The organism is Desulfobaculum senezii (assembly GCF_054657395.1).
On record NZ_BAAHYU010000002.1, the window covers coordinates 757,232 to 780,633 of the forward strand.

Here is a 23,402-nt window from a genome sequence, read left to right on the forward strand (position 1 = left end):
ATTAGGCGGTCTCCACTCCGGCGAGAATGCCGTCCAACTGGGCAAGGGTTCCCCGGCCAAGCTGGGCAATGCCCCGGTAGTAGTTGGTGGCGGCCTTTTCGGCAATCTGGTCAAGGCACTCGGGGCCCCACACGCCCAGATGGTCGGCAATGAAGGCCCGCGCGGAGGCGATGTGGTCACGCATGGTCTGGGGCGCGCCATCGTCCGCGGCCCGCAGGGCCAGCGTCAGCAGGTGCGCCACAAAGGCGAATTCCAGTCCAATGTGGTCATCCGGCTGGTGGGCGTTGTCCGGGGCCTCAAGGCCGTAGGCGGCAAAGATGCGGCGCACCTCAAAGGTCGGCTCATCAAAGAGCAGGCGCTCGCGCGTGGTCCAGACGGATTCCCAAACCGGAACAGGGTCCGTGGGGCCGATGAAGAGCTCAGTATGGTCGCGGGAGACGGCGTGCATGGCCTCGGGGCCGGACACGGCGAAAAAGGCGCGCAGGGTTTCAAGGCCCTTGGCGGTGTCGTCGGAATCAGCCGGCAGGGGCCATTCGGCAAACAGGTCGTCCTTGCCGAGGGTCTCCAGAAAGTCCTGTGTCGGTTCGGCAAGCAGGGCGCGGCTGAAAAAGCCGCAGGCCAGCGTACAGGCGCTTAAGGTATCAATGGTGCTCATAGGTCATCCATGAATCGGGCCGGGGTCTCCCCCGGCCCGTTGGTGTTGTTACAGGCCGATGCGGGCGTAGGAGAGGTAGAACATCATCCTGCCCAGCACTTCGCCCGCGGCCACAAAGGCCAGCGCGCAGAAGGTGGCGGTAATCATGGTGCCGGAGGCGCGCTCCAGCATGGCGCGGAACGTGGCCCAGCCAAAGAGCACGGCGCCGGCCACGATGAGCAGCATGCGCACCACGAACAGGCCGGAGCCGCTGGCGAACAGCACGCTCAGGCCGGAGACGCCGTAGTGGTTCTCGGCGCTTCCTGCCACCATGGACAGCGGAATGCCGATGAACTGCAGCGCCAGGCCAAGGGCGGCCACAACGGCCACCACGCCAAAGAGGCGGCCACGCAGGGCGTCGTCGTCCGCGCCGCTGCGGCGCATGCGAAGCGCCAGCAGCAGCGCGCTGCCAACTGCGCCGATGAGGAACGTGGTGCCGAAGAAGGACAGCGCCGTGGCACCGGTATCCCACACAGGGATGGTCACCAGCTGGTACACGCGGGACATAACGTACACCGCGACCAGACCAGCCACACAGGCCAGCGCGCCTAGCGCGCCGGCACGGACGCCCTTGGAGCGCAGCAGCGTCAGCACGGCAACAAGGCCAAAGAAGCTGCCGGTGGCAAGGATTTCGCGGCTCAGCCACGACTTGCCGATGTTGGCCACCGTGAACACGCTATGCAGGGGCGTGCCAAGGTGGGACAGGGAGATGACAAGGCCCACAGCGGTGAGCAGGCATGCGGCGGGCGTATGCCAAGACAAGAGCGAGGTGGCCCTGTCGTCGGCGCTCAGGGCGCGGGCGATTTCGGACACGATGAGCATCCCCGCCGCACACTGGACGAGGATGGTGAACAGGATAAGGCTCCATTCGTTCATGACTAGACCTCCTCGGGGTTGCGGATCTTTCCGCTGCGGGAACCCGCGGGCTGTGCGTTGCGGTTGGGCCGGAACACGAGGTTCGGCTGCGTGATGCCCTTGTCCGGCAGGGGAGCGACAACCTGTGCTTCGCCGTACTTGGCGACGAGGTCCTCGTACTCACCGTAGTGGAGCGCCCTGCTGGGGCAGGCGGCGACGCAGGCCGGAGCCTTGCCTTCTTCGAGGTAGTCACGGCAGAAGTCACACTTGGTCATCTTGCCGATTTCGGGGTTGTACTGCGGGGCGGAGTAGGGGCAGCCCCATTCGCAGTAGCGGCAGCCCACACACTTGGTGTGGTCCACGCTGACGATGCCGTTCTCATCCTTGTGCATGGCCGTGGTGGGGCAGGAGCGCACGCAGATGGGATTTTCGCAGTGGTTGCACGACAGCGACACGTAGTAGGCGAAGATGTTCTGGTCACAGCTGCCGTCGGCATTGGTGATCCAGTTGCCGCCCACATATTCGGAAACGCGGCGGTACAGGACGCCTTCGGGCAGGTCGTGCTTGTCGATGCAGGCGATCATGCACGTTTTGCAGCCGGTGCAGGCTTCCATATCAATATAGAAAGCAGGTCTCTTGAGCATTGGTCAGACTCCTTTACGCCTTGGCGACCTGTACCAGATTGGTATGCTGAGGGTTGCCCTTTGCAAGGGGAGAGGGGCGCTGCGAGGTCAGAACGTTTACGCAGCCGCCGGTGTCCGCGCCCTTGGAGTTGGGCGTGAACCATGCGCCTTCGGGCAGTGAGAGCACGCCGGGCATCATTCTGGGGGTCACCTTGGCTACGGTGAACACGGTGCCACGGCCGTTGTAGACCTTGACCTTGTCGCCGTGCTTGATGCCGCGGGCGTCGGCGTCCATCGGGTTGATCCACAGTTCCTGCGGGGCAACCTGTTTCAGCCAGTCCACGTTGCCGTAGGTGGAGTGGGTGCGCTGCTTGTAGTGGTGGCCGATGAGCTGCAGGGGGAATTCCTCGCGCAACGGGTCGGACACGCCTTCCCATGTGGGGGTGTACTCGGGCAGGCCGGTAATCACGTCGCCTTCGGCAAGCTCCCACTTCTGGCCCAGTTCCCACAGGCGCTTGGAGAAGATTTCCAGCTTGCCGGAGGGCGTCTTGACCGGGTGCTTTTCCGGATTGTCGTGGAAGTCCTTAAAGGGCACGCTCGGTTTTTCCGTGTTCATGCGCTTGAAGATGCCCATGGCAAAGGCGTCTTCCAGCTTGGCCGGAAGCTCAGGCAGCAGCTTTTTGGATTCGTCGTAGATGTGCTGGACCCACTGCTGACGGGTGCGGCCTTCGGTAAAGGTCTGCTCCGCGCCAAGGCGCTTGGCGATGCCTGCGCACATGTCGTACACGGTGCGGCACTCAAACATAGGCTCCACGGCGTGCTCGGCAAAGATGACGTAGCCCATCTTGGACGCGAAGCCCTGCGGGGCGAAGTCGTCTTCCTCAAGGTTGGTCACGGCGGGCAGCAGGATGTCCGCATAGCGGGCGCTCGGCGTCATGAAGTTTTCAATGACGACGATGGTCTCGCACTTGGAGTCGTCTTGCAGAATCTCGTGGGTACGGTTGGCCTCGGAGTGCTGGTTGATGATGCAGTTGCCCGCGTAGTTCCAGATGAACTTGATGGGCGTTGCCAGCTTGTCGCGGCCTTTGACGCCGTCGCGGGTGGCGGTCATTTCCGTGCCGCGCTCGATGGCGTCGGTCCACATAAAGCACGAGATGGAGGTCTTCACCGGGTTGGACAGGGTGGGGAAGCTGGCAAAGGGAACGCCGTAGCCGCTTTCGCGCGCGCCAGTGTTGCCGCCCTGCACGCCCACGTTGCCGGTGAGGATGGGCAGCATGCTGACGGCGCGGCAGTTCTGCTCGCCGTTGGCCTGACGCTGCACGGACCAGCCCTGCGAGATGTAGCACGGCTTGGCGGTGCCGATTTCGCGGGCAAGCTGGATGATGCGGCGCTGGGGGATGCCGGTGATTTTGGCGGCCCATGCCGGAGTCTTGGCCGTGCCGTCCTTGCCCTTGCCCAGGATGTAGGACTTGTAGGAATTTCCTGCGGGCACGCCTTCGGGCATGCTGTCCTCATCGTAGCCGATGGTACAGCGGCGGATGAAGTCGTTGTCCACGAGGTCTTCGGTAATCATCACGTAGGCCAGCGCGCTGATGAGCGCCGTGTCCGTGCCGGGGCGGATGGGAATCCACTCGTCGGCCACGGTGGCGGCGGTGTCGGTGTAGCGCGGGTCCACAACGATGACCTTGACGCCGCTCTTCTGGCGGGCTTCGATGAGGTCGTGGATGATGCCGCCGCCGCTCATGCGGGTGGCGCCGGGGTTGTTGCCGAAGAACACCACCAGCTTGGAGTTGACGATGTCGGACACGGGGTTGCCGCTGACCCAGCCGTCACCAAAGGTGTAGGGCAGGGCCATGTCGATCATGGCGTCGCTGTAGGTGCCGTAGTGGTTCAGGTAGCCGCCGAGGCTGTTCATCAGGCGGGCGATGGGTGTAGCGCCGGTGGGCCACGACTTGGAGAGCACCGCACCGAGGTTGCCGGTGCCGTAGTTCAGGTACACGGACTCGTTGCCGTGCTTCTTGATGGTGTCGCCAAGGCGCTTTGCCACTTCATCAAGGGCTTCGTCCCAGCTAATGCGCTCGAACTTGCCTTCGCCACGCTTGCCAACGCGGCGCATGGGGTACTTGATGCGGTCCGGGGCGTAGATGCGGTGACGCATGGAGCGCCCGCGCAGACAGGCGCGCACCTGATGGTTGCCGTAGGAGTCGTCGCCGAGGTTGTCCGTCTCGATGCGGGTAACCACGCCGTCCTTCACATGGGCGCGCAGGGCGCAGCGGCTGCCACAGTTGACGTTGCAGGAGGTCCAGACGATGTCTTCGGCCTCGGTGCGGGCGCTGACTGCGGGCTTCAGGCCGTAGAACAGGCCGCCGCCGGAAAGGGCGGCGACACCACCAAGTGCGGCGCTCCACTTGAGGAAGCTGCGGCGCTTGATGCCACCCTTTGCGGGAGTTTGTGATGCCTTTGTTTCGTGCATTCTCAATCCTTGAAGATGGTTTCGTGTGTGTTGGAACGGAAACCTGATCGTGTCCAAATTGTCACAGAAGGAACAAGATACGTGCCACAGAGCGAAAGGCTATGATTTCGGGCAGATAGGCGAGATTGTGGCCGCATGCGCCGCGGCCTGTTCCACTTTTTGTGGAGGGCGCGGCGCTGTGTGGGGTGTCCGTGTCCAGCGTGGGCGGAAAAATTAGTCCTTGTCGATGTCAAAGCGTTTGAGCTGGGCGTAGATGCGGCTTTTGCCAAGGCCGGATATTTCACACGCTTCGCTCACCTTCCATCCGGCGGCCTCCATGAGTGCCGTGAAATAACTCTCGTCCATAACATTCAGAATTTCCTCACGAAAATCCTTGTAGTTCGGAAAGCCGCCCGTGGCGCACAGGTGGGCGTCGAAGACGCCGCGCATGGCGCGCAGCGGGTCGCATGTGGGGTCCGGCGCGCCGTCGCTTGTGCCCGTGGGCACACTGGCGAGGTTTTCCTTCAACATGCTGATGCGCAGGCGCTCGGGCAGGTGCTTGAAGAAGAGTTCCGGTTCGTAATAGGCGCCGACAATGGCGCTTTCCAGCGTATTGCCCAGCTCGCGCACGTTGCCGGGCCACGAGTGGGCGCGCAGGGCGTCCATGAAGTCCGGGGCAAAGGTTTTGGGGTCGATGCCGTTTTTGGCGTAGATGCGCTCCGCCAGTGCGGGGACAAGGGCGTCGATGTCCTCGGGGCGCTCGCGCAGGGGCGGAATCTGGATGGTGACGGCGCACAGGCGGTAGAGGAGGTCCTCGCGGAAGTCGCCGTCCTCAGCCATGGTTTCCAGATTCCGGTGAGTGGCCGCCACCACGCGGAAGTCGCTGGAGACCTCGTGCTGGGCGCCAACGGGGCGGAAGCGCTTTTCCTGCAACACGCGCAGGAATTTCTTCTGGAGGTCGAGGGGAAGCTCACCCACCTCGTCAAGGAACAGGGTGCCGCCGTCAGCTTCCTTGACCAGTCCGGTGCGCGGGGCGTCCGCGCCGGTAAAGGCGCCGCGCACGTGCCCGAACAGGGTGCTCTCCATAAGGTTGGCGGGAATGGCCGCACAGTCCACCACGATGAAGGGCTTGTCCGCGCGGGCGCTGTTTTCGTGCAGGGCGTGGGCGAAAAGCTCCTTGCCGCTGCCCGTCTCGCCGGAGAGGAGCACATTGGCGTTGCCGCGCGCGGCGATGGCGAGGCGCTCCATGGTTTTCTCTATGGCGGCGCTGTCGCCCACAATGCCGCAGCGCTTGACCGGTGCGGGGCGGGTGAGCTCGCGCAGGTTGTCGCGGTATTTGAGCACGCGCTTGAGGGGCAGCAGGATTTTCTTGGGGGACAGGGGCTTTTGCAGATAGTCCCACGCGCCGTTCTTGATGGCGAGTTCCGCGCCGTCCGGGTCGCCTGCGCCGGTCATGATGATGACCTCGGGCGGCACGGGCAGGTTCTTCAGGTGCGGCTGGATGTCCAGACCGTTGCCGTCGGGCAGGCGGACGTCCAAAAAGAGCACGTCAAAGTCGCCGCCAAGGGCGCGGCTGAGGCCGTCGGCATAGGTATGCGCGCTTTCGGCGTTGTGCCCGATGTTGCGCACCAATTCGCCGAGGGCCTCGCAGGTGGGGGCGTTGTCGTCAATGATCAGAACGTTTGCCATGATATTCCTCTGTCGCTAGGCCTGCTGGCCGTCTTCGGTCTGGGGGCGCAGGTATTTGCGCACTGTGACGGCAAGGTCCTGCAGGCTGACGGGTTTCTTCAGGTATTCCTGTATGCCAAGGCGCGCGGCGTCGTGCTCGTTAAAGCTGTGGCTGTAGCCGGTGCACAGAATGATGGGCACATCCGGCCGGATGGCGAGGATTTCCCCCGCCAGCTTGTCGCCGCGCAGGTCCGGCATGTTGTAGTCCGTGATGACGAGGTCAAAGGACGCCGGGTCCCGGCGGAAGTCGCCAAGGGCGGCGCGGCTTTCCGTGGCGGCATGCACGCGGTAGCCAAGACGCGTCAGCAGGCTGGTGTACGACTCGGTCAGGTCGTGCTCGTCATCCACAAACAGGATGCGGCCTGTGCCGCAGGGCAGGCTGGGCTTTTCATGCGCGGGCTGGACTTCTTCGGCAAATTCCTGCGCGGGCAGAAGCACGGTAAAGGTGGAGCCTGTGCCAAGGGTGCTGTCCACCAGCACGGTGCCGCCCCATGATTTGACAATGCCGTCCACCACCGCAAGGCCGAGGCCAGTGCCCTCGCTGGGGGTTTTGGTGGTGTAGAACGGCTCGAAAATGCGTTCCAGTTTTTCCGGACTGATGCCTGTGCCTGTGTCCGCAACCTCAATGGCAAGGTAGCGTCCGGGGGGCAGGGTGTTTCCCTCCGGCCCGCCCGTCATGCGGCGGTGCACTGCGCCAAGAGTGATGCTCAGGCGGCCGCCCTCGGCGTGCATGGCGTGGGCGGCGTTGGTGCACAGGTTCATGAGCACCTGATGAATCTGCGTCGGCTCGGCAAGAACCGGCGGCTCCGGCGACTGGATGGTGTAGTCGATGGCAATGGACGCCGGGAGCGACGCCTCAAGGAATTTCACGGTCTCTTTCACAATGGGGCTGATGGTCAAGAGCGCCACTTCGTCGCCGCCTTTGCGGGCAAAGCTGAGAATCTGGCTGACGAGGTTGCGGCCACGGTCCGCCGCCGTGAGGATGCTGCGAATTTTGTTCTTGAGGGTCTCGTCGTCACCGGCGTGGAACATCTCCACCAGCTCGCCGTTGGCGATGATGACGCCGAGGATGTTGTTGAAATCATGGGCGATGCCGCCAGCTAGGGTGCCGAGGGCTTCCATGCGCTGCACGCGCTGGAGTTGACGCTCCTTTTCGTGCAGGGAAATTTCCGTGCGCTTGCGTTGCAGGGCTTCCTCAAAGGCAAACAGCATCTCCGCCAGCAGGGTGACTTCGCTTTGGGTATGCGCCTGCCGCATGCGCGTTGCCGCGATGATTTGGGGCTTGGCGTCGTGGTCGCCCTGTAGCGGTACGGCCACAACGTGCAGGTGCGCCTTGCCCGCCTCGTCGGTGCACAGCGCCTGAATAACGCGGCCACGGGCGAGGTCGCGGACCTGCGTCTCGTCCAGCCGGGTGGAGAGAAAAAGCGTGGCGTGCTCCTCGGACGCATCGTGCGAGGCCACGCCAAGCAGTTCCAGAATGGAGCCATCGGCGTGTACTTCGCCCCATGCGGCGTAGTCGCTGCCGGACAGGCCCATGGCCTCATCCAGACAGCGGCGCATGACTTCGCGCTCCGTGTGGCACTCCAACGAGCCGAGCAGAACCTTGTTGATGGAACTCAGCGCCGCGGTGCGCAGGGCCACCTGCCGTTTGAGGCTGCGGTTCCATACAAGGATAAGACAGATGCCGCCGATGACAACACCCACCGCCGCCAGCATGCCCAGCCAGAAGGTGCGGCTCATCCAAAACGGTTCGTACTGCAGGGACAGCCACTTTTCCTCAATGGCCTTACGCTCGTGCGGCAGGATGAGGGCAAAGCCCTTGCGCAGGATGCTGTTGAGCATCTGCATATTCTTGCGCGAGGCCATGCGCAGTTCGATGGAATAGTTGGTCAGCCCCGCGATGCGCAGATTGCTGATGCGCGCGTTGGCAATGTAGTGCGAGGCCAGCGCCATGTCGCAGATTAGCGCGTCAATGTCGCCAACGGCCAGCGAGCGCAGGCCGCCGATATAGCCGCCCGCCACGGGCACGACTTCGCAGTCCACCTTGAGGCGTGTTTTCAGGTATTTGGTGAAGTCCGGCGACACGGTGACGCCAATGCGCATGCCGCCCAGCTTGTCGAGGGTGAGGTCGTCCGTGAATTCCTTTCGCGTGATGATGGCGGCGGGAACGCTGACGTAGGACTGCGTAAAGTCAAGATACTGCTGGCGCTCCTCGGTCATCTCAATGGCGGCGATGATGTCGATATCGCCGGCCTTGATGCGCCGCAGGAGTTCCTCGCGGTTGCGAAAGCGCACGGGCTTGAAGTCCAGCCCCACCTTTTTGCTGATGAGCTTGATGTAGTCCGCACTGAGGCCGGAGTACGTCCCCTCAAGGTCAAATTCCTCGTACGGGGGAAAGTGCAGGCTGGTGCCGATGGTGATGTCGTTCTTGTGGTCCTTAATCCACTGACGCTCTTCGGGCGTGAGGGGATTTTGGGGCGAGTAGTCGTCGCAACCGGCAAGAACGGTGAAGGCCACAAGGGCGAGGAGCACGAGGGCTCTCTTGAGCATGGGGGGTGACTCTCCTTGGATGCGCCCGCCGCCCCGGGCAGGGCGGCGGGGCGGAGCATCCATAAAGGCCGTGGCTATTTGCCGAAGGGGCACTTGGGGAAGCTGCAGTTGGTGCAGCCAAGGCACATGCCGCCTTCGCCAAGGCGGGCGAGGTCTTCGCGGGTGATGGACAGACCGGCCAGCAGGCGCGGCAGCAGCAGGTCGAGGCTGGTGCGCTTGAAGAACAGCGCGCAGGCCGGAACGCCCAGCAGCGGCGCATCGCCCACGCGGCCTACCAGCGTCATGGCGCCGGGCAGAATGGGCGCGCCGTAGACGAGGTCCGTGGCTCCTGCGTCAACAAGGCCGTGGCGGGTGACGTCGTCCGGGTCCACGGACAGGCCCGCCGTGGTGATGATGAGGTCGCAGCCGTGGGCAATGAACTGCTTCACGGTGTCGCGGATGATGTCGCGGTCGTCGGGGACGATGGCGCAGCGGTGCACGCTGGAGCCAAGGTCCGTGAGCTTGGCGCGGATGATGCCTTCAAAGCGGTCCTCAATGGTGCCGTTGAACACTTCATCGCCGGTGATGAGCACGCCCGCGCGGGCGGCCTTCAGCGGCAGCACCTGAAAGACGGGGCCTGCCTCAAGGGTGGCCATGGCGCGCTGGAAGTCCGGGCGGCGCAGGTACAGCGGAATGGCGCGGGTGGCGGCGACTTCGGCGTCCTGGCGCACAAGGGTCCAGCCGTTGCGGCTGGCGGCCATAACGCCGGGGGCGAGGTTGAAGGCGTACAGGCGGTCGGTATCCACACACAGCAGGCCGTCGCGCTCGGCGCGCAGGGTGACCTTGCCTTCGTGCGGGTCGGCCGGGGCGTGGACGCCGGCGCCGGACATGGCGTCTGCAAAGGCCTTGGCGCAGTCGTTTTCGTGCACCCAGTCCTCGCCGACTTCGTTTTCGGAAACATAGACGTTGTTGCGGCCCATGGTCTGCAGGCGGCACAGGTCGCCCGCCTCAAAGGTCTGGCCCTTGCGGAAGGCCGCGCCCTTGCTTTCGCCGGGGACGATGCGGGTCATGTCGTGCAGGGCGTCCTTGCCTACGGCCTCGTCCACGGCCACGGTGTGCAGGTTTTCCGGCACGGGGTAGACCACGGATTCGCCGTCGCCCTCAGTGGTGGCGGGGCGCACGTAGGGGGATTCGCCACGGCAGGAGCGGCACATGGGGCCGTGCATGGAGGGGTAGGCGTCGCCGCACAGGGGGCAGATGGCGATGTCGCCCTTGCTGCGCTTGACCAGCATCTCCTTGCTGACCTGAATGGGCTCCACGCTGAGGATATCCGCGCCGTACGTGCCGATTTCCCAGCGGAGTTTGTCGGAGTCCTGCTCGGGCTTGGGCTTTTCCTTCAGGAACCACACGCGCAGTTCCGAGTCCGCCGGGAGCTTTTCCACATCCAGACGCACGCGCACACCAACGCCGGTGTATTTGTCGTACATGCTCATGGCGTAGATGCCAAAATTGAGCACGCGCACCCAGCCGTTGCCCAGCGTACAGGGCGTCAGCATCTGGATGGCGTCGGGCAAACACCACGAGGTTTCGGAAATGGCTTCAAACAGGGTGCCTTCGGGCAGATGGCGCCTGGCCTCTTCTACCATATAGCCGCCAATAAGCAGGCCCGGGGCGGGATAGTTGTGGAACAGGCGCGCCATCTCGATGAATTCTTCAAAGGTATGGGAACCAATATTCCTGTATCCGGCGGCGCCGGACGTCTGGGATGCAGTCATGTGATGCTCCTGATGGATGATATAGGGGGTGCATCCGCTCAGTACAAGGAGTGTGCCAGAAGAGGAAAGTTGTGATGGGAACAATTTCAATAGGTTAGTGAACGCAGCGGCGCACGCACAAGGGGCAGTTTCCATAAAATGTGGAAGGTCTGTCAAACGGAAAAGTGTCCCCTTCCAGAAAAGGTGGAAGGTTTGGGCGCGAACGTCTGGGAAAAGCGGAAGAACTTTTTTGGGCCCTGTGCGGCAACGGCAAGGGGGGCGGGAAAGGCGAGGAGATGATGGAGCACGTGGGCGGTGGAGCCAGGCGGAGAGGGAGAGACGCAGGGAGGGCCGGGGCGGCATCCGCGCGGCGCTGGGTATGGGACATGCGGCGATGTGGTGGTCACGTGTTGGCTGGGTGCGGGGTGCGGCCCCCAGCCGGGCGTTGCGCGGCTTTTGTGCGGAGGGATTGGTTCTGGCGCGCCGCGCGTGTCCGCGTGCAGTGGAAACGCGCGGCGGAAATATGCGGTGGAAACGCGCGGTACTGGGCGGGGCGCGCGTGAGGTGTTGGTCCGCCGCCGGGGTCGGGGCACGCGACTTTAGCCGGAAAACGGGTCGTCGGGCCAGTGGTGCTTGGGGTAGCGGCCCTTCATTTCGGCCTTGACCGAGCGGTAGCCGTTTTCCCAAAAGCTCTTGAGGTCGCGCGTGATTTGTAGGGGCCGCCCTGCCGGGGAGAGCAGGTGCACCGCAAGGGCGTAGCGTCCGGCGGCAATGCGCGGGGTTTCCACCACGCCAAACATGCGCTGGAGCTTGACGGGTAGGGCGGGGCCGCCCTCCTGCGAATAGTCAATGCGTACGCGCCCGCCGTCCGGGACGCGCAGGTGCGTTGGCGCTTCCTTGGCGAGGCGTTGTTGCTGGTCCCACGGCAGCATGGCGTTGAGGGCTGCGGCAAGGTCTATGCGTTTGAAGTGGCCTCGGCGCGAGAGACCCGTCAGAAACGGGGCCAGCCAGTCCTCAAGGGTCTCCAGCAGCGCTTCATCCGAGACGTCCGGCCATGTGCTTTCGCCGGGGGCGTCCAGTGCGCGCAAAAAGGCCACGCGCGTGCGCCAGCTTTCGGTGCCGGCGTCCCACGGCAAAACGTGCAGTCCCATCTGGCGGATGCCGTGGACCACGGCGGTGCACACGGCGTCCGGGGCCGGAGCATGAAGCGGGGCGTCGCTGAGAATCACACGCCCAATGCGGCGCTGGGAGCGGGCCACCACGGCCTCGGTGCGCGCGTCCCATTCCACAAAGGCGGCGTCTGTGAGCGCCTCGGGGAACAGGTCTTCCAACTCCTGCCGCAGAACCGGGGCCGCGCGCCAAATGCGCGCCCGGGCGGCGTTGCCGTCAAGGTCGGCCACGGCCAGAAAGTCTTCCCGCGCCAGCGCGTCGTCCTGCGGCAGCCAGCCCGCGCGTCCGCAGGAGAGGCGGAACTGGCCGTCCCCTGTGCGCTGGGCCACGCGGTCCGGGTAGGCAAGGGCAATGCACGGGCCTGCGGCCTCCACATCAAGGCGTGCGGGACCGGAGATTTTTGCGGTGCGGGCAAGGCGCGCGGCAAGCTCGCTGATGCGGCGCGGCGGGGCCTGTGCGGGATTTCTGCCGGGGATGAGGCGCGCAAGGCGGGCGCGCATGTCTGCCCCGCCGCGGAGAATGTCGCGCTCCGCGATGAGGGCGGCCACGGCGCAGGCCGTGCGGCCATAGCCGCGGGCGTCGGCCATAAGCACCATGTGGGCAAGGCGCGGGTGGATGGGCAAGGCGGCAAGGGCCCGGCCATGGGCAGTGATGCCCCCGTCTGCGCCCAGCGCGCCAAGGGACTGGAGCACCTCGCGGGCCTGCTCCATGTTGCGCTGGGGGGGCAGGTCCAGCCATTTGAGGTCGGCGGCGTCGCGCACGCCCCATTGGGCCAGTTCAAGAACGAGGGGGGCAAGGTCGGCTTCCTGAATTTCCGGCGCGGGGAAGGGCTTCAGCAGGCGGTCCTCGCCCGCGCTCCAGAGGCGGTAGCACAGGCCGGGACCAAGGCGTCCGGCGCGGCCACGGCGCTGGTCCGCTGAGGCTGTGGATACGCGCTCCGTCGTCAGGCGCGTCATGCCGCTGCCGGGGTCAAAGCGCGGGACGCGGGCATACCCGGCGTCGATGACCACGCGGATGCCCTCAATGGTCAGGCTGGTTTCGGCAATGGATGTGGCGAGCACAACTTTGCGGCGACCCTCTGGCGGCGGGGCAATGGCGGCGTCCTGCTCCTGCTGGGGGAGCGCGCCAAAGAGTTGATGCACGGTGGTCTCCGGGGGGAGGTCCCCGCCCAATTGGGCCGCGGTGCGTTTGATGTCCGCCGCGCCGGGGAGGAAGACAAGAATGCTTCCGGATTCCTCACGCAGGGCGCGGCGCACGGCCAGCGCTGTGGTCTGGGCCATGTCCATATCAGGGTGCTGGGGCGACAGGTGGACGGTCTCCACCGGGTAGGCGCGCCCGGCACTGCTGAGCACCGGGCAGTCGTCTAGAAGCCCGGAGACGCTGGCGCAGTCGAGGGTGGCGGACATGACCACAATGCGCAGGTCCTCGCGCAGGGCGTCCTGACATTCCAGCGCGAGGGCAAGGCCAAGGTCCGCATGCAGGCTGCGCTCGTGGAATTCGTCGAAGATGAGGCAGGCGACATCCGGCAGGTCCGGCTGGGCCTGAATCATGCGCGTGAGCACGCCCTCGGTGACCACTTCAATGCGTGTGGCGCGGGAGACCTTGGTCTCCGCGCGGACGCGGTAGCCCACAGTGGCTCCCACACGCTCGCCCAGCTGGCGCGCCATAAACCGCGCGGCAGAGCGCGCCGCCAGCCTGCGGGGCTCCAGCATAATGATGCGCTTGCCCGTCATCCATGCTTCTTCCATAAGGGCAAGGGGAACGCGGGTGGTCTTGCCCGCGCCGGGGGGCGCGTGCAGCACAACATTGGCGCTGGTTCCAAGGTGGGCGCGCAGGTCAGGCAGAATGTCGTCTATGGGGAGATGGGCGTGTGTGGTCATTGCGCCTTGGCGGTATCGCATTCGGGCACATTCGGCAAGGCATGGGCGGTGGGGGAAAGAGGCTCCGGCAGACGCGGGGAGAGGGCGGGTATTCCGCGCGTGGATTTCGTGTGTGGTGTTTGGGGGGGAAGGATGAGGGATCAGTGTATCTCAAAATGTATCCCAAACAAAAAAGCTTACAGGAAGAATCCTGTAAGCCATTGGTATCTCTGGTCGGGGCGGAGAGATTTGAACTCCCGACATCCTGCTCCCAAAGCCATGCAAAGGGTGCTCACGTGAGATAATTCAAGTGCATTGACGTGTGTAAAATGGCGCAGTACAAGGAGATTGAGCCCACTCGAACAAACCTGAGTCAACGCGCTAGGGTAGCCATAGGGTACAAAAATGCGTGCCAGGGTAGCCATAGGGTAGCCGCGATGAGCGATAAAAAGAATGCCAGAAAGCGGAGCAAACTGACCGGAGTCTACACCCGTACAAGCAGCCTGAGGCGCTTTGAGGGGCGCCCGGACATTTACTATGAAATCACATACAAGGCCAATGGCAAGAAGGTCTGGGAAAAGGTGGGCTGGAGATCCGAGGGGTATTCGGCTCAGCTTGCATCCCAAATTCGAGCTGAACGTCTTCGTATGGTTCGCAATGGCGAACTGGTTGACACTCGTCAGGAGCTGACGTTTGGTCAAGCTTGGGAAATGTATGATCGCGACTATCTGCCTGCTATCGCTAATGCGTACACAGATAGGGGTCTGTATCGCAATCATCTTCGTGATCGTCTTCAACACAAAAAGCTGTCGCAAATCACTCTCCATGATATGGAAGTTCTGCGAGATGAGCGGCTTTCGGCAGGGCTTTCTCCTCAGTCTGTGAAGCATATTTTGGCGTTGGTGCGCCGGGTGTACCGCAAACTTATTTCGTGGCGGCATTACTCTGGGCCGATCCCAACGGATGGCCTTAAGATGCCTACTGTGAACAATGAGCGTTTTCGTTATCTCTCTCGCGACGAGGCCGGGCAACTTTTGAATGAAATTAGAAAGTGCAGTTTGAAGACTTGGCGTCAGTGCGTACTTGGGCTTTATGCAGGCCTGCGGGCTGGAGAGATATTTTCTCTTCGTGGTCAAGCAATCGACCTTGCCGCTGAAACGATTCATATCCTGGACGCGAAGGGGGGCAAATCGCGAGATGTCCCGATGTGTTCTACTGTGGTTGAAATGCTTCAAGGTTTGGGCGAACTTCCTCCTGCCGAACTGGTTTTTCCTTCGCGAAGTGGCGGACGTTCCGAGCGTATTAGCTCGGTATTCCCGCGAACGGTAGAACGCTTGGGGCTGAATAGGGGCGTGGCGGATACACGCGGACGAGTTGTATTTCATACGTTGCGCCATACTTTCGCTTCGTGGTTGGCCATAGATGGAATTCCGTTGTACGTCATCGGTGATTTGATGGGGCATGGGTCCGAAGCAATGACCCGTCGCTATGCACATTTGTGTCCTGATCTTCGGCGCCAGGCTGTGCGCTCGTTGGTTAGCGTTGATCAAGAGTCCGCACCTCTTTAGATTCAAAGTAGTTCCGTAAGGCTTCTTTGCGATAACGGATAATCCGGCCGTCCTTGACGTAGGCAGGGCCTCTTTTTTGTCTTCGCCAGTTCATAAGGGTGCCCACGTTATATCCATAGACCTCGGCGACTTCCTCGGTTGTGAGCAATTCCTTTTGGTTTAACTCGGCAATACGCGCAGCCTTGGAAAAAGATGCTTCCAAAACCGAAGTTGCTATTTTTTGAAACTCCATGTGCGCCAGCGCAGTGCCAGCTGCTTGTGGGGCCTCATTGTTCTGCTCATGAGCACGCATGTTTCACCTCCTGTACGGCCTACGCCGCCACCTTCCACTGTGAAATGTACTTGGCCACCGCCTCATCCAGCACCAGAACGGTGATGCCGGGGGCGAGGCCTTCGCGACTGAGTGTCAGCCCCTTGCCGTGAAGGAGCAGGGGCATTTCGTCGTAGCCGAGCCGCTGACTGGCCGGTGACACGTCGTTGTAGGAATCTGTGAGAAATTTCAGCCCCACCGTTCCCCGGCGCGTGCAGCTCTGGGGGAGGGCGTCGAGGACGAACGCCAGCCGTTGATATGGCGGCTTGCTGCTCAAGATGCGCCGGCGTTTGCTGGCCTTACGCTTGGGCTTGGTTGTCTTGGCTTGCCTCGCCTTTGTCCCCGTCTCCGTCTCAGCTTGCTCGCGTCCGCCTGTTCTCGGCGTCGCGATCTCGCTACGCTTCCGCCACTGGCGCGCAGGCACCACTGGCCCAACAGCCCCGCCCTGCATACGGGCCAGCTCGCGGCCGCGTTCGCACCACTCGCATGGGCTGCCCAAACTGCCAAAGCCCGCAGCTTGGCGCTGCAGGCATTCGGCGGTGGTGATGATGGTCCCGGTGTTGGGGCAGATGAAGGTATCAGGCATTGGGCCACCCCGCTGGTGCTTCGCAGCGATCAAAGGTGAGGCGCCATATCCACGGGTTATCCTCCCAGCGCACCCCGTCTTGGGCGAGAGAGTCCCAAAGGCGGGCAAACTGGGGGACTGCGCATTCGCGGGTGTAGGTCGAGCCAATACCCTCGGCAACGGCGTCTGCTTCACTGATGTCCTGTAGCAGCTCTACGCGCACGTCGGTCACGCGCAGGAAGAGGCGACAAGCCCACTTGGGCATGTGGATTGAGGGGCGCCAGCGCGTTGGGCTGGCGCCTACAGGCCAAACGAATTGCCCATCATCATTCGGCACCAGACCAGCCGTCTTTGCGTCCCGCATTGATTGTTCCGCATAGCGCAGAAAATCAGCTTCGTCTGGATGCAGCCATTCGCACCGTGCGAAACCATCCGCCTTGTAGTCCACGGCTATACCGTTGACTGCATGTGACCATGCACCAACGCGCCACGTCTCACGCACCCACAACACGTCGCCGACGGCGTAGGGTGCCTTCACCTCACAAAGATCGGCAGCGCCATTTCCATCGAAGACAGCCCAGCCACCCAGCAAGGTAGACCAAGCCAGCTGCCCACGGGTGCAGCCTGTCTGCTCCGCGATCTGCTTCAAGTCGATCACCCGCCGCGTTATGGTCTTCCGGTCGTCGAGGATGGCGCGCACCATGGGGCCGCTAAAAAGAATAGGAACTATCATGCCACCCCCAGCTTGCCGGCGAGGCCGCAATAGCCTGCCCGCTTTTTCTCAGCGCGCGCCCTTGCTTCGCTCTCTGGTTCAATCCAGCCATATGGGGCTTTGTCTCCAAATCCGAACCACTCTACATCTTCAAACCAGCGCTCATAGTTGTCTGGCACGTTGTCAGGGCGTTCGGCTGCGAAAAAATTTGCTCTCACGTCGTTGATGAAGGATTCAATGTGCTTGGCATCTGCTGCCGCGAGAATTTCTTCGAGTTCTCTAGAGGACAGAGAATCGGGGTGAGCGAGTTTTTCACGGCGAATGATAGGGGCTTTACCCCACCGCCACGCCATGCATTCAGAGGCACAGCACCGACCCCATTTGACGGATGTCATGGGGCACCGTTTCCTTTTTGCTTGCTCTTCCGTCATCAGGCTCATCACGCCACCTCCTCACCCATGCCAAGCTGGACCAATTCAAAACGCACCTCAGCCTCCGAGAGCGCCGCGTGGGCGTCCACAACGCGCTGTTGCGCAAATCTGTGTTCCTTTCCGTGCGCGTCGCCTTCGTCCAAGCGCCGTAGTGTCACCATGGCGTGAAGAAGGTTTGCCCGCGCTGCTGTCCGGGCTTGTCGTGCAATGTCTACAGTGCTCTGCATCATGCGTACTCCTTGACTTCCCGCCGCCCGTCTGCTCTATAGCGAGATGGGCGGACTGTGTGTCCCTATGTCCGTCTATCTTCCTGCGCCTCTGGTTGCCCCCAGAGGCGCTTTTCTTTGGCCCATCATCCGCGCCACGCGGTGCTCCTTGTGCCAGCCGACCAAAGCGGCCAGCACGGCCACCAGCGCAATGGCGAACAATAAGCCGATGACGGTGTCCAATTCATGCCCCCAGCTCATACCGCCCCCTCCCGCGCCACCTGCACTGCCGCGTCGCCCGTGGCGATCCGCTGCGCGCTGACGATGCGAAAGCCGCACCGCGCGAGTCGGCTGCGCAGTGTGGCGAGGTCCGCCTCGTTAAAAATCGTGAAGGCTTCGGAGATGGTCTGGCCGTCTCGGTGCTCGGCCGTCACCTGCAGCCGCACCGGCCCGGTGAGAGCTTCACGCCTCGGCTGGCGCTGCTCGCGTGCGCGGCGGTGTTCGTCGTGGGGTGTCTCGTTGCTGGTGGGGTGCGTGAGTGTCGCGTCCATGTCGTGCTCCAGATGTTGTAATTCCGTCCAGAATGAAGGGCACCGAGCTGGTGCTGTCCTGCCGTCGCTCCGCCCCTAGCGGTCGCCTACGGGAAGCTGCCGCTCCCGGTGGTCCAGTTCGCGGTTCACGCGCTGGCGCGCCTGCTGCGGCGTCTGCTGCGCCTCGCGGGAGCGCTTGACGGCCTGCCGCACACCGATGCCGGCAACGTGCAGCATGGCGGCTGCGCCGTCCGTGGCGTCTGGGTGTACGGCCATGCGGCCTAAAAGACGCAGCGCCTGCTCCTGCAGGTCCTCAAGGCTCAGTAGGCTTCCTTGCATGTGCATGGTCCTCCTGTGTTTCGGCCGGACCGGGAATGGCCCACCGGTCCGGCCGCTGACTCTGCCCATGCGGACCACCCGCATGATCGCCACGGCCTAACCCTCGGCCGCGCTGGCTTGGAGGCGGAGAAAGCACCGGGCGGGCGCGGGGATGGTGCAGTGCTGGGAGGTGTTGTGCATACGGTCCTGCCCGCCCGGAAAAGGGGAAGGACTCGCGGCCCGGAGAGGGGCGGGGAACCCGGTGTTCCCCGCTTGCCAAGCCCTCCAGAAGGAGCACCATGCAGAGGTTCCCTCTCTGGGCCGCGAATCCGTGTTGCTGTGTCAAAGATCATCCCGGCCGTGCCGGGGGTGTTTGGCACCTTGCCCCGCCGCGAGCCGTCTGTGGGACCGCTCGCGGCGGGTGGAGCTACCAAACTGAAGGCGACGCTCCATATCTGCTTCATCTGAACGCACTCTCAATCACGATGTCGTCTGCTAGCCCATAGGCAGCCCCTCCGTGTTGCGGTTGATGTTCGGGGCCGGGGACACCACCCGCCGCTGGCATTACGAGTGTTGTCTCAGTGCAATTTCTGATTAAGACAGGCGCTCCGGACCGCCCGGAGTCGCCGTTCCAGCGGCGGGAAATTCGTGTGCTACTCCTCGTCCTCGATGACGCCGGCGGCGCGTTTGGCCATGTGGTCCAGAAGCAGCAGCGCGGCCACGCACTCGCTGATCTCCTTGGACAGCCGCTCCTGATCATCGCGGGTGATGCCGCCGTTTTGCAGCTTGTCGTGCACCACGTGCGCCACGTCGCCGAACTCTTTGGTGGCGGCCACGCACTGCATGGTCACGGTGCTGGGCGCGTTGCCAAGGCGTTCGGCCACGCCGGTCAGGTCCACAAACACGCCCCCGCGCTCACGGGCCAGCCAGTCCAGCGGCGCGTTGTCGCCGGTGGCGTGCATGATGGGCAGAACAAGATCGGCGCCCAGCTTGTGCGTGGAGTAGTCCGGGTTCAGCTCATTGAGCAGCGTCTGATACCCCCGCCCAACGCGGGCGGCGAGACGCTTGACGCCAAAGCGCTGGGCGATGAGCTGGAGGATGCCTGTGAGGGTGGAAGGGCGCATTGGGAGCATCTCCTAATTAGGACTGCAGCAGGTAGAGCTGTTCGATGGTGTTCAAGGCGTATCGCAGCTGGTCGGGGTCAACGGTGTGGCTTTCCCAGCTGGCGCGGACGCGGGGGCACTCGCTAGGCTTGTCATAGGAGCCGGCTTTCAAGCGTATGGGCGCGTGGGTGGCGTCGTCCAAGACATTGAAATAAACGCAAGCCCGGCCAAGTGGTTCGCCTTTTGATTCATAGACGCGAGTCCAGTCTGTCCGGTCATAGCCGATAGAGAAGCCGTGCTCCTGCAAGACGGCGATGCAGGCCTCGTGCTCGGGAGTAAGATTGGCTTCAATGAAGCTGGGGAAGTCGCGTCGAGGGGGCGTCTCGTTCGTGGTGCTGGTCGTCATGGTGAAAGCTCCTTTTGTTCGATTGATGCGAAAGGCCTCTTGTTTTGGCGCGTGTCCTTGACGGTGTATCTGTGGTGGTCTAACGCTTTATAAATTTAACTATTCAAACATGTTCGGAGGGTTAGAAATGAAGAAGCAGCCTTTGACGCTAGAGGAGCACCGAGAATTAGGGCAGAAAATTAAAATCATTTACGATGAAGTGCAGGGAGCGAGGGGCATGATCTCGGCCTCATATTCCGACAAAGACAAACATGCGACTGAGGCCATGGCACATCTTGGGAGCATTTTTAACCTCCTGTTGAAGGCAAAGGACCAACTTGATGAGCAGGTAAAACAAGACATGCCTAGCCTCTCCGACGAAGACGGTTGGAAGGAAATTTATTACGCCTAGGCGTAAAGCCTCTTCACACTGGCAAGAGCCACCTTCAATTCCCCGGCATCATGGCGAGTAAACGTCCACTCGGCATTGATGTCGGGGATATCTTTGTCAGTGCCGTAAAAGCTACGTCTGGCCGTGAGCTTATTGGGCCAAGGCTCCTTGGGCGTGAGAGAAAGGCTGACGTACACGCGGCCAGTGCGGGTTCCCTCTGTATTGTAGGTGCGGGTCCAGCCGAGCTTGTTGCCGTCCATCATGAAGCCTTCATCCTGCAGGAGCTGGATGCACTCGCGGAGTTCGTCGGTGAGGTTGGCTTCGACAAACTCTTCGAAGGTGTCGAAGTTTCTTGGAGGGATGATGGTCCGTTCTGTCGTCTCGTTCGTGGTGCTGGTCGGCATGGAGAAAGCTCCTTTTGTTCGATTGATGCGAAAGGGCTCTTGTTTTGGCGTCTGTTCTTGACGCCTTATCTGTGGCTGTCGAACGCTCTAGAAATTCGAGCAGCCTGTACCACTGGACTCCCCAGCAGACGCGTGAGCTAACGACTGATGATATTCGTTTGCTTCTTCAACGCGACGCGTAGCCTCCTCAAGGTGCAGCCTTTTGCCGACAGATTGGGCAATTGGGCCATTCCACCCGAGGAATTTGCAGAGGGCCTTGAATAACGCGAAGTCGGCTTCTGACCGGTTGGACTCTGACGGGATGCGACGGTGGATGGTGACGCGTTGGAGGTTGCCAGAGAGCTCTTCGGCTTCGATTGCGACCTGATGCTTGAGGTTGAGACTCCCCATGTGGGTGAATCCGTCTTTATGCGCACCGTTGGTAGCCGCCTTCGGTGCATTTTTCTGTGGCGGAGTGGGGGCTTCAAGGGTGTTGGAGTGATGGGCCGTCTCGTTCGTTGTGCTGGTCGTCATTGTGTCAACTCCTTTGGCTTACACGTTGTAACAGACAATAAATTTAGTTTACTTTAACGATCAGCCTGTATGAACGGTTTGGGTAGCAAGTTTGCAGGCACGCCCTCTTCAAGTAGTGCCTTGAACACTTTGCTATTATTGCGTTTTCCTTGGAGCAACAAACATAGGTAAGACGGAGAAACCCCTACGCGTTTGGCGAATTCGACTTGCGTGGTCTCTCGCTCGATAAACCAAGCCCTGAGTTGTGCTTGACGTCGTTTTTCATTTGTGCTGTCAACGGGTTTACAAAGTGCCATAATGCCCCCGCGAGTGTGGTTGTCTTGTTAACTGGTTTCAAAACAATTACAGCGCGGTTTGGTTTGTTGTCAATACATTTTCATGTAACTTTGTAAATTAAGTTACAAGGAAGGTTGGAATGCCGCGCGTGGTCGAGTCAGAGGAAAATTTTGAAGCTATAATGAGCCGTATCATGCAGGCTACTGGTAGCCTTTCAGACACGGACCTCGCTCAAGAATTCGAAATAACCCCACAGGCTATATATAATGCGAAGCGTAAGCGAACTGTGCCCAAGAGTTGGCTTAAGCAATTAAAGGCGAGAAGAGGGGTTCGCCCTGAATGGGTGATGACTGGTGAAGGCGAGAAACGGCTTGAGGGTTACGAAAATGTAATCCTGTTCTCAGAGGGCGCAAATGGCGCGACGACGAAGCAGGGGGATTTTGAACAGATTGTATCTCGTATGGTCGAAGCGACTGGTTTAACGTCTGTTAGTGACCTTGCTCGGCTCCTTGATGTTTCTAGGCAGGCGATTGCAGTTGCCAAGAAGCGTGGGGCTGTCCCGAAGACGTGGATAAAGACGCTTAAGCAGACGAGGGGCGTCAACCCAGAGTGGTTGTGCACCGGCCAAGGCGAGGCCTACCTTCCCGGCTACGACGGCGTGCGAATGGTCCTCACCGCGCCCACGGGCGAGGAGCGGCAGCGCGAACAGGAGATCATGCAAGGGCTTGGGGAGGATGAAGACGAGCGCCTCCACGGGCCGCGCATCCCGCGCGATGGCTCCACCACGGTGACCATGCTCGGCGCGGTGAACTCGCGCCTCAATCTGCCACCGGAGAAGGCCCCCACGGGCATTGTCTACGGATCGGAATATGTGAAGGTGCGCCACGTGGAAGGGTTCGTGAATATCCCCTTCATTGAGCCGTGGCTGGGGGATGAAGGGCAGGTCGTTCCGGCAGATCAGATGGCCGCTATCGCCATGCGCCGGAGCACCGTGGACAAAATGGTGGACAACTGGCGCAAGCTCGTTTGGATGCGTTCAGCAGCCTTGGATATGGCCCCAACCATCCAATCAGGGGACGAGCTGCTGCTGGACCTCGGGCAAACCCGGTCCATCAGTGGCGCGATGTATGCAATCGTGGTTGCAAACAATATCCTCATCCGCACGCAGACCATCGGCCCCAAGGGGCCAGCATTCCAAGCCACAGACCCAGCGGCCCCACCCATCCCCGCCGACGCCTGCCACGTCCTCGGCCGTGTCCTGCGCATTTGCCATAGCCTGATTTAGGCGAGTCCCACACCGCGCACCCCAAAAGCCCCCGGCACAAGTCGTGTCGGGGGCTTTTGGGGTGCGCGGTTTAATGCGTTTACTGGCTGTTCTTTTGTAGCCAGTTTATGGCCTTGGTGAAGCCTTTGAGGCCAAAGCGGGCAATCTGCTTCTCGCCCTTAGTCATGAAGAGCTCAACCTCAAACAGAAGAGTATTCCCCGCCTTCATCATTTGGATGAGCTTCTTTTGCTTTTTGTCTTCATGGGTTGCTAAGGACATCCCGTCATTATTCTTATCCCATACATCGAATTCGAACGTTTTGGGGCTGTTGTCATCAACCTTCAAGCGGCAACGTTGAATCTTATGATAGCCGTAAGACGTATGTTTGACTTCGGATGCCAATCCCACGTCATTGGCTCGTAGGTAAAAACCGTTGGAATACCCAAGCAGAAGGCGGTTTCTCTTGAGCCACCCCTGCAGGGCGTTTTCGGAATACGAAAAGATGTAATAGTCTTTTTTGCCTGTCATTACGTCTTCATCAACTTGGCCATACCAATCACCGAAAAGGATGTTTTCCTTTGTCGCCGATTGTGCCGGAGAGACCAGTCCAAAAGAGAAACTGGCGAGACAAAGCAGGGTGAAAAGAATGTGGCGTGGTTGTGACTGCATGGAAAGCTCCTCAAAAGTCTTGCGCAATAGAAGCGAAGGGCAACGGTGTATGTGTTAGGGTAAACGGGAAATTGATATACCATGCCCGCATA

The 23,402-nt window shown here is 61.6% G+C and carries 24 protein-coding genes; 3 read left to right on the forward strand and 21 right to left on the reverse strand.

What is annotated here, in order from left to right; all coding sequences use genetic code 11:
- Position 1 precedes the first annotated feature (1 nt).
- The 8 genes from ACYQ2T_RS04115 to hrpB all read right to left on the reverse strand — a co-directional run bounded on the left by ACYQ2T_RS04115 (position 2) and on the right by hrpB (position 13,685).
- Positions 2 to 655, reverse strand: a complete 654-nt coding sequence (locus ACYQ2T_RS04115) for a TorD/DmsD family molecular chaperone (protein ID WP_459898667.1) — start codon at positions 653 to 655, stop codon at positions 2 to 4.
- Between the two features lie 48 nt (positions 656 to 703).
- On the reverse strand, positions 704 to 1,570 hold the full coding sequence (locus ACYQ2T_RS04120; RefSeq protein ID WP_404844214.1) for a dimethyl sulfoxide reductase anchor subunit family protein: 867 nt from the start codon (positions 1,568 to 1,570) through the stop codon (positions 704 to 706).
- 2 nt (positions 1,571 to 1,572) lie between these two features.
- Complete coding sequence (locus ACYQ2T_RS04125; RefSeq protein ID WP_459898669.1) at positions 1,573 to 2,193, reverse strand: DMSO/selenate family reductase complex B subunit; 621 nt, start codon at positions 2,191 to 2,193, stop codon at positions 1,573 to 1,575.
- A gap of 13 nt (positions 2,194 to 2,206) precedes the next feature.
- Positions 2,207 to 4,645 (reverse strand): DMSO/selenate family reductase complex A subunit, encoded by a 2,439-nt coding sequence (locus ACYQ2T_RS04130; protein ID WP_459898671.1) that lies wholly within the window; start codon positions 4,643 to 4,645, stop codon positions 2,207 to 2,209.
- A 213-nt stretch (positions 4,646 to 4,858) separates the two neighbouring features.
- On the reverse strand, positions 4,859 to 6,313 hold the full coding sequence (locus ACYQ2T_RS04135; protein ID WP_459898673.1) for a sigma-54-dependent transcriptional regulator: 1,455 nt from the start codon (positions 6,311 to 6,313) through the stop codon (positions 4,859 to 4,861).
- 15 nt (positions 6,314 to 6,328) lie between these two features.
- Positions 6,329 to 8,902: an ATP-binding protein gene (locus ACYQ2T_RS04140; protein WP_459898675.1), complete on the reverse strand. Its 2,574-nt coding sequence runs from the start codon at positions 8,900 to 8,902 to the stop codon at positions 6,329 to 6,331.
- A 74-nt stretch (positions 8,903 to 8,976) separates the two neighbouring features.
- Positions 8,977 to 10,656, reverse strand: a complete 1,680-nt coding sequence (locus ACYQ2T_RS04145) for an FmdE family protein (RefSeq protein WP_459898677.1) — start codon at positions 10,654 to 10,656, stop codon at positions 8,977 to 8,979.
- Positions 10,657 to 11,234: 578 nt separating this feature from the next.
- Entirely contained in the window at positions 11,235 to 13,685 is a 2,451-nt protein-coding gene (gene hrpB / locus ACYQ2T_RS04150; RefSeq protein ID WP_459898679.1) for an ATP-dependent helicase HrpB, read from the reverse strand.
- Positions 13,686 to 14,101: 416 nt separating this feature from the next.
- Here hrpB and ACYQ2T_RS04155 point away from each other — a divergent pair, with 416 nt between their 5' ends.
- Complete coding sequence (locus ACYQ2T_RS04155; protein ID WP_459898681.1) at positions 14,102 to 15,232, forward strand: tyrosine-type recombinase/integrase; 1,131 nt, start codon at positions 14,102 to 14,104, stop codon at positions 15,230 to 15,232.
- Here the strand turns inward: ACYQ2T_RS04155 and ACYQ2T_RS04160 are convergent.
- The 10 genes from ACYQ2T_RS04160 to ACYQ2T_RS04205 all read right to left on the reverse strand — a co-directional run bounded on the left by ACYQ2T_RS04160 (position 15,201) and on the right by ACYQ2T_RS04205 (position 19,813).
- Entirely contained in the window at positions 15,201 to 15,524 is a 324-nt protein-coding gene (locus ACYQ2T_RS04160) for a helix-turn-helix domain-containing protein (RefSeq protein WP_459898683.1), read from the reverse strand. The two genes, ACYQ2T_RS04155 and ACYQ2T_RS04160, sit on opposite strands and share 32 nt — an antisense overlap.
- A gap of 19 nt (positions 15,525 to 15,543) precedes the next feature.
- Positions 15,544 to 16,128 (reverse strand): hypothetical protein, encoded by a 585-nt coding sequence (locus tag ACYQ2T_RS04165; protein WP_459898685.1) that lies wholly within the window; start codon positions 16,126 to 16,128, stop codon positions 15,544 to 15,546.
- A complete protein-coding gene (locus tag ACYQ2T_RS04170; RefSeq protein WP_459898686.1) occupies positions 16,121 to 16,840 on the reverse strand; it encodes a hypothetical protein in 720 nt (239 codons plus the stop codon). The genes ACYQ2T_RS04165 and ACYQ2T_RS04170 overlap by 8 nt, the downstream gene beginning before the upstream one ends.
- Positions 16,837 to 17,259 (reverse strand): hypothetical protein, encoded by a 423-nt coding sequence (locus ACYQ2T_RS04175; protein ID WP_459898688.1) that lies wholly within the window; start codon positions 17,257 to 17,259, stop codon positions 16,837 to 16,839. The genes ACYQ2T_RS04170 and ACYQ2T_RS04175 overlap by 4 nt, the downstream gene beginning before the upstream one ends.
- Positions 17,259 to 17,480, reverse strand: coding sequence for a hypothetical protein (locus tag ACYQ2T_RS04180; RefSeq protein WP_459898689.1), 222 nt, complete (start codon positions 17,478 to 17,480; stop codon positions 17,259 to 17,261). The genes ACYQ2T_RS04175 and ACYQ2T_RS04180 overlap by 1 nt, the downstream gene beginning before the upstream one ends.
- A 72-nt stretch (positions 17,481 to 17,552) precedes the next feature.
- Complete coding sequence (locus tag ACYQ2T_RS04185) at positions 17,553 to 17,717, reverse strand: hypothetical protein (RefSeq protein ID WP_459898691.1); 165 nt, start codon at positions 17,715 to 17,717, stop codon at positions 17,553 to 17,555.
- The gene (locus tag ACYQ2T_RS04190) at positions 17,714 to 18,007 is read right to left on the reverse strand and encodes a hypothetical protein (RefSeq protein ID WP_459898692.1); all 294 of its coding nucleotides are present in this window, start codon (positions 18,005 to 18,007) and stop codon (positions 17,714 to 17,716) included. Before ACYQ2T_RS04190 ends, ACYQ2T_RS04185 begins: the two co-directional genes overlap by 4 nt.
- Before the next feature lie 75 nt (positions 18,008 to 18,082).
- Positions 18,083 to 18,331, reverse strand: a complete 249-nt coding sequence (locus ACYQ2T_RS04195) for a hypothetical protein (protein ID WP_459898694.1) — start codon at positions 18,329 to 18,331, stop codon at positions 18,083 to 18,085.
- A 626-nt stretch (positions 18,332 to 18,957) separates the two neighbouring features.
- Positions 18,958 to 19,428 (reverse strand): phage regulatory CII family protein, encoded by a 471-nt coding sequence (locus ACYQ2T_RS04200; protein ID WP_459898695.1) that lies wholly within the window; start codon positions 19,426 to 19,428, stop codon positions 18,958 to 18,960.
- 16 nt (positions 19,429 to 19,444) lie between these two features.
- Positions 19,445 to 19,813 (reverse strand): hypothetical protein, encoded by a 369-nt coding sequence (locus ACYQ2T_RS04205; protein WP_459898697.1) that lies wholly within the window; start codon positions 19,811 to 19,813, stop codon positions 19,445 to 19,447.
- Between the two features lie 127 nt (positions 19,814 to 19,940).
- Between ACYQ2T_RS04205 and ACYQ2T_RS04210 the strand changes: the two genes are divergently transcribed.
- On the forward strand, positions 19,941 to 20,204 hold the full coding sequence (locus ACYQ2T_RS04210; RefSeq protein WP_459898699.1) for a hypothetical protein: 264 nt from the start codon (positions 19,941 to 19,943) through the stop codon (positions 20,202 to 20,204).
- Here ACYQ2T_RS04210 and ACYQ2T_RS04215 read toward each other — a convergent pair.
- Both ACYQ2T_RS04215 and ACYQ2T_RS04220 read right to left on the reverse strand, forming a co-directional pair.
- Positions 20,201 to 20,587, reverse strand: coding sequence for a hypothetical protein (locus ACYQ2T_RS04215; protein ID WP_459898701.1), 387 nt, complete (start codon positions 20,585 to 20,587; stop codon positions 20,201 to 20,203). The genes ACYQ2T_RS04210 and ACYQ2T_RS04215 overlap by 4 nt on opposite strands.
- Before the next feature lie 87 nt (positions 20,588 to 20,674).
- Complete coding sequence (locus tag ACYQ2T_RS04220) at positions 20,675 to 21,100, reverse strand: hypothetical protein (protein ID WP_459898703.1); 426 nt, start codon at positions 21,098 to 21,100, stop codon at positions 20,675 to 20,677.
- A gap of 457 nt (positions 21,101 to 21,557) precedes the next feature.
- On the opposite strand from ACYQ2T_RS04220, the gene ACYQ2T_RS04225 reads away from it, so the two are divergent.
- Positions 21,558 to 22,661, forward strand: a complete 1,104-nt coding sequence (locus ACYQ2T_RS04225; protein WP_459900083.1) for a helix-turn-helix domain-containing protein — start codon at positions 21,558 to 21,560, stop codon at positions 22,659 to 22,661.
- 79 nt (positions 22,662 to 22,740) lie between these two features.
- Here the strand turns inward: ACYQ2T_RS04225 and ACYQ2T_RS04230 are convergent, their stop codons facing one another.
- Positions 22,741 to 23,310: a hypothetical protein gene (locus ACYQ2T_RS04230; protein ID WP_459898705.1), complete on the reverse strand. Its 570-nt coding sequence runs from the start codon at positions 23,308 to 23,310 to the stop codon at positions 22,741 to 22,743.
- Between the last annotated feature and the right edge of the window lie 92 nt (positions 23,311 to 23,402).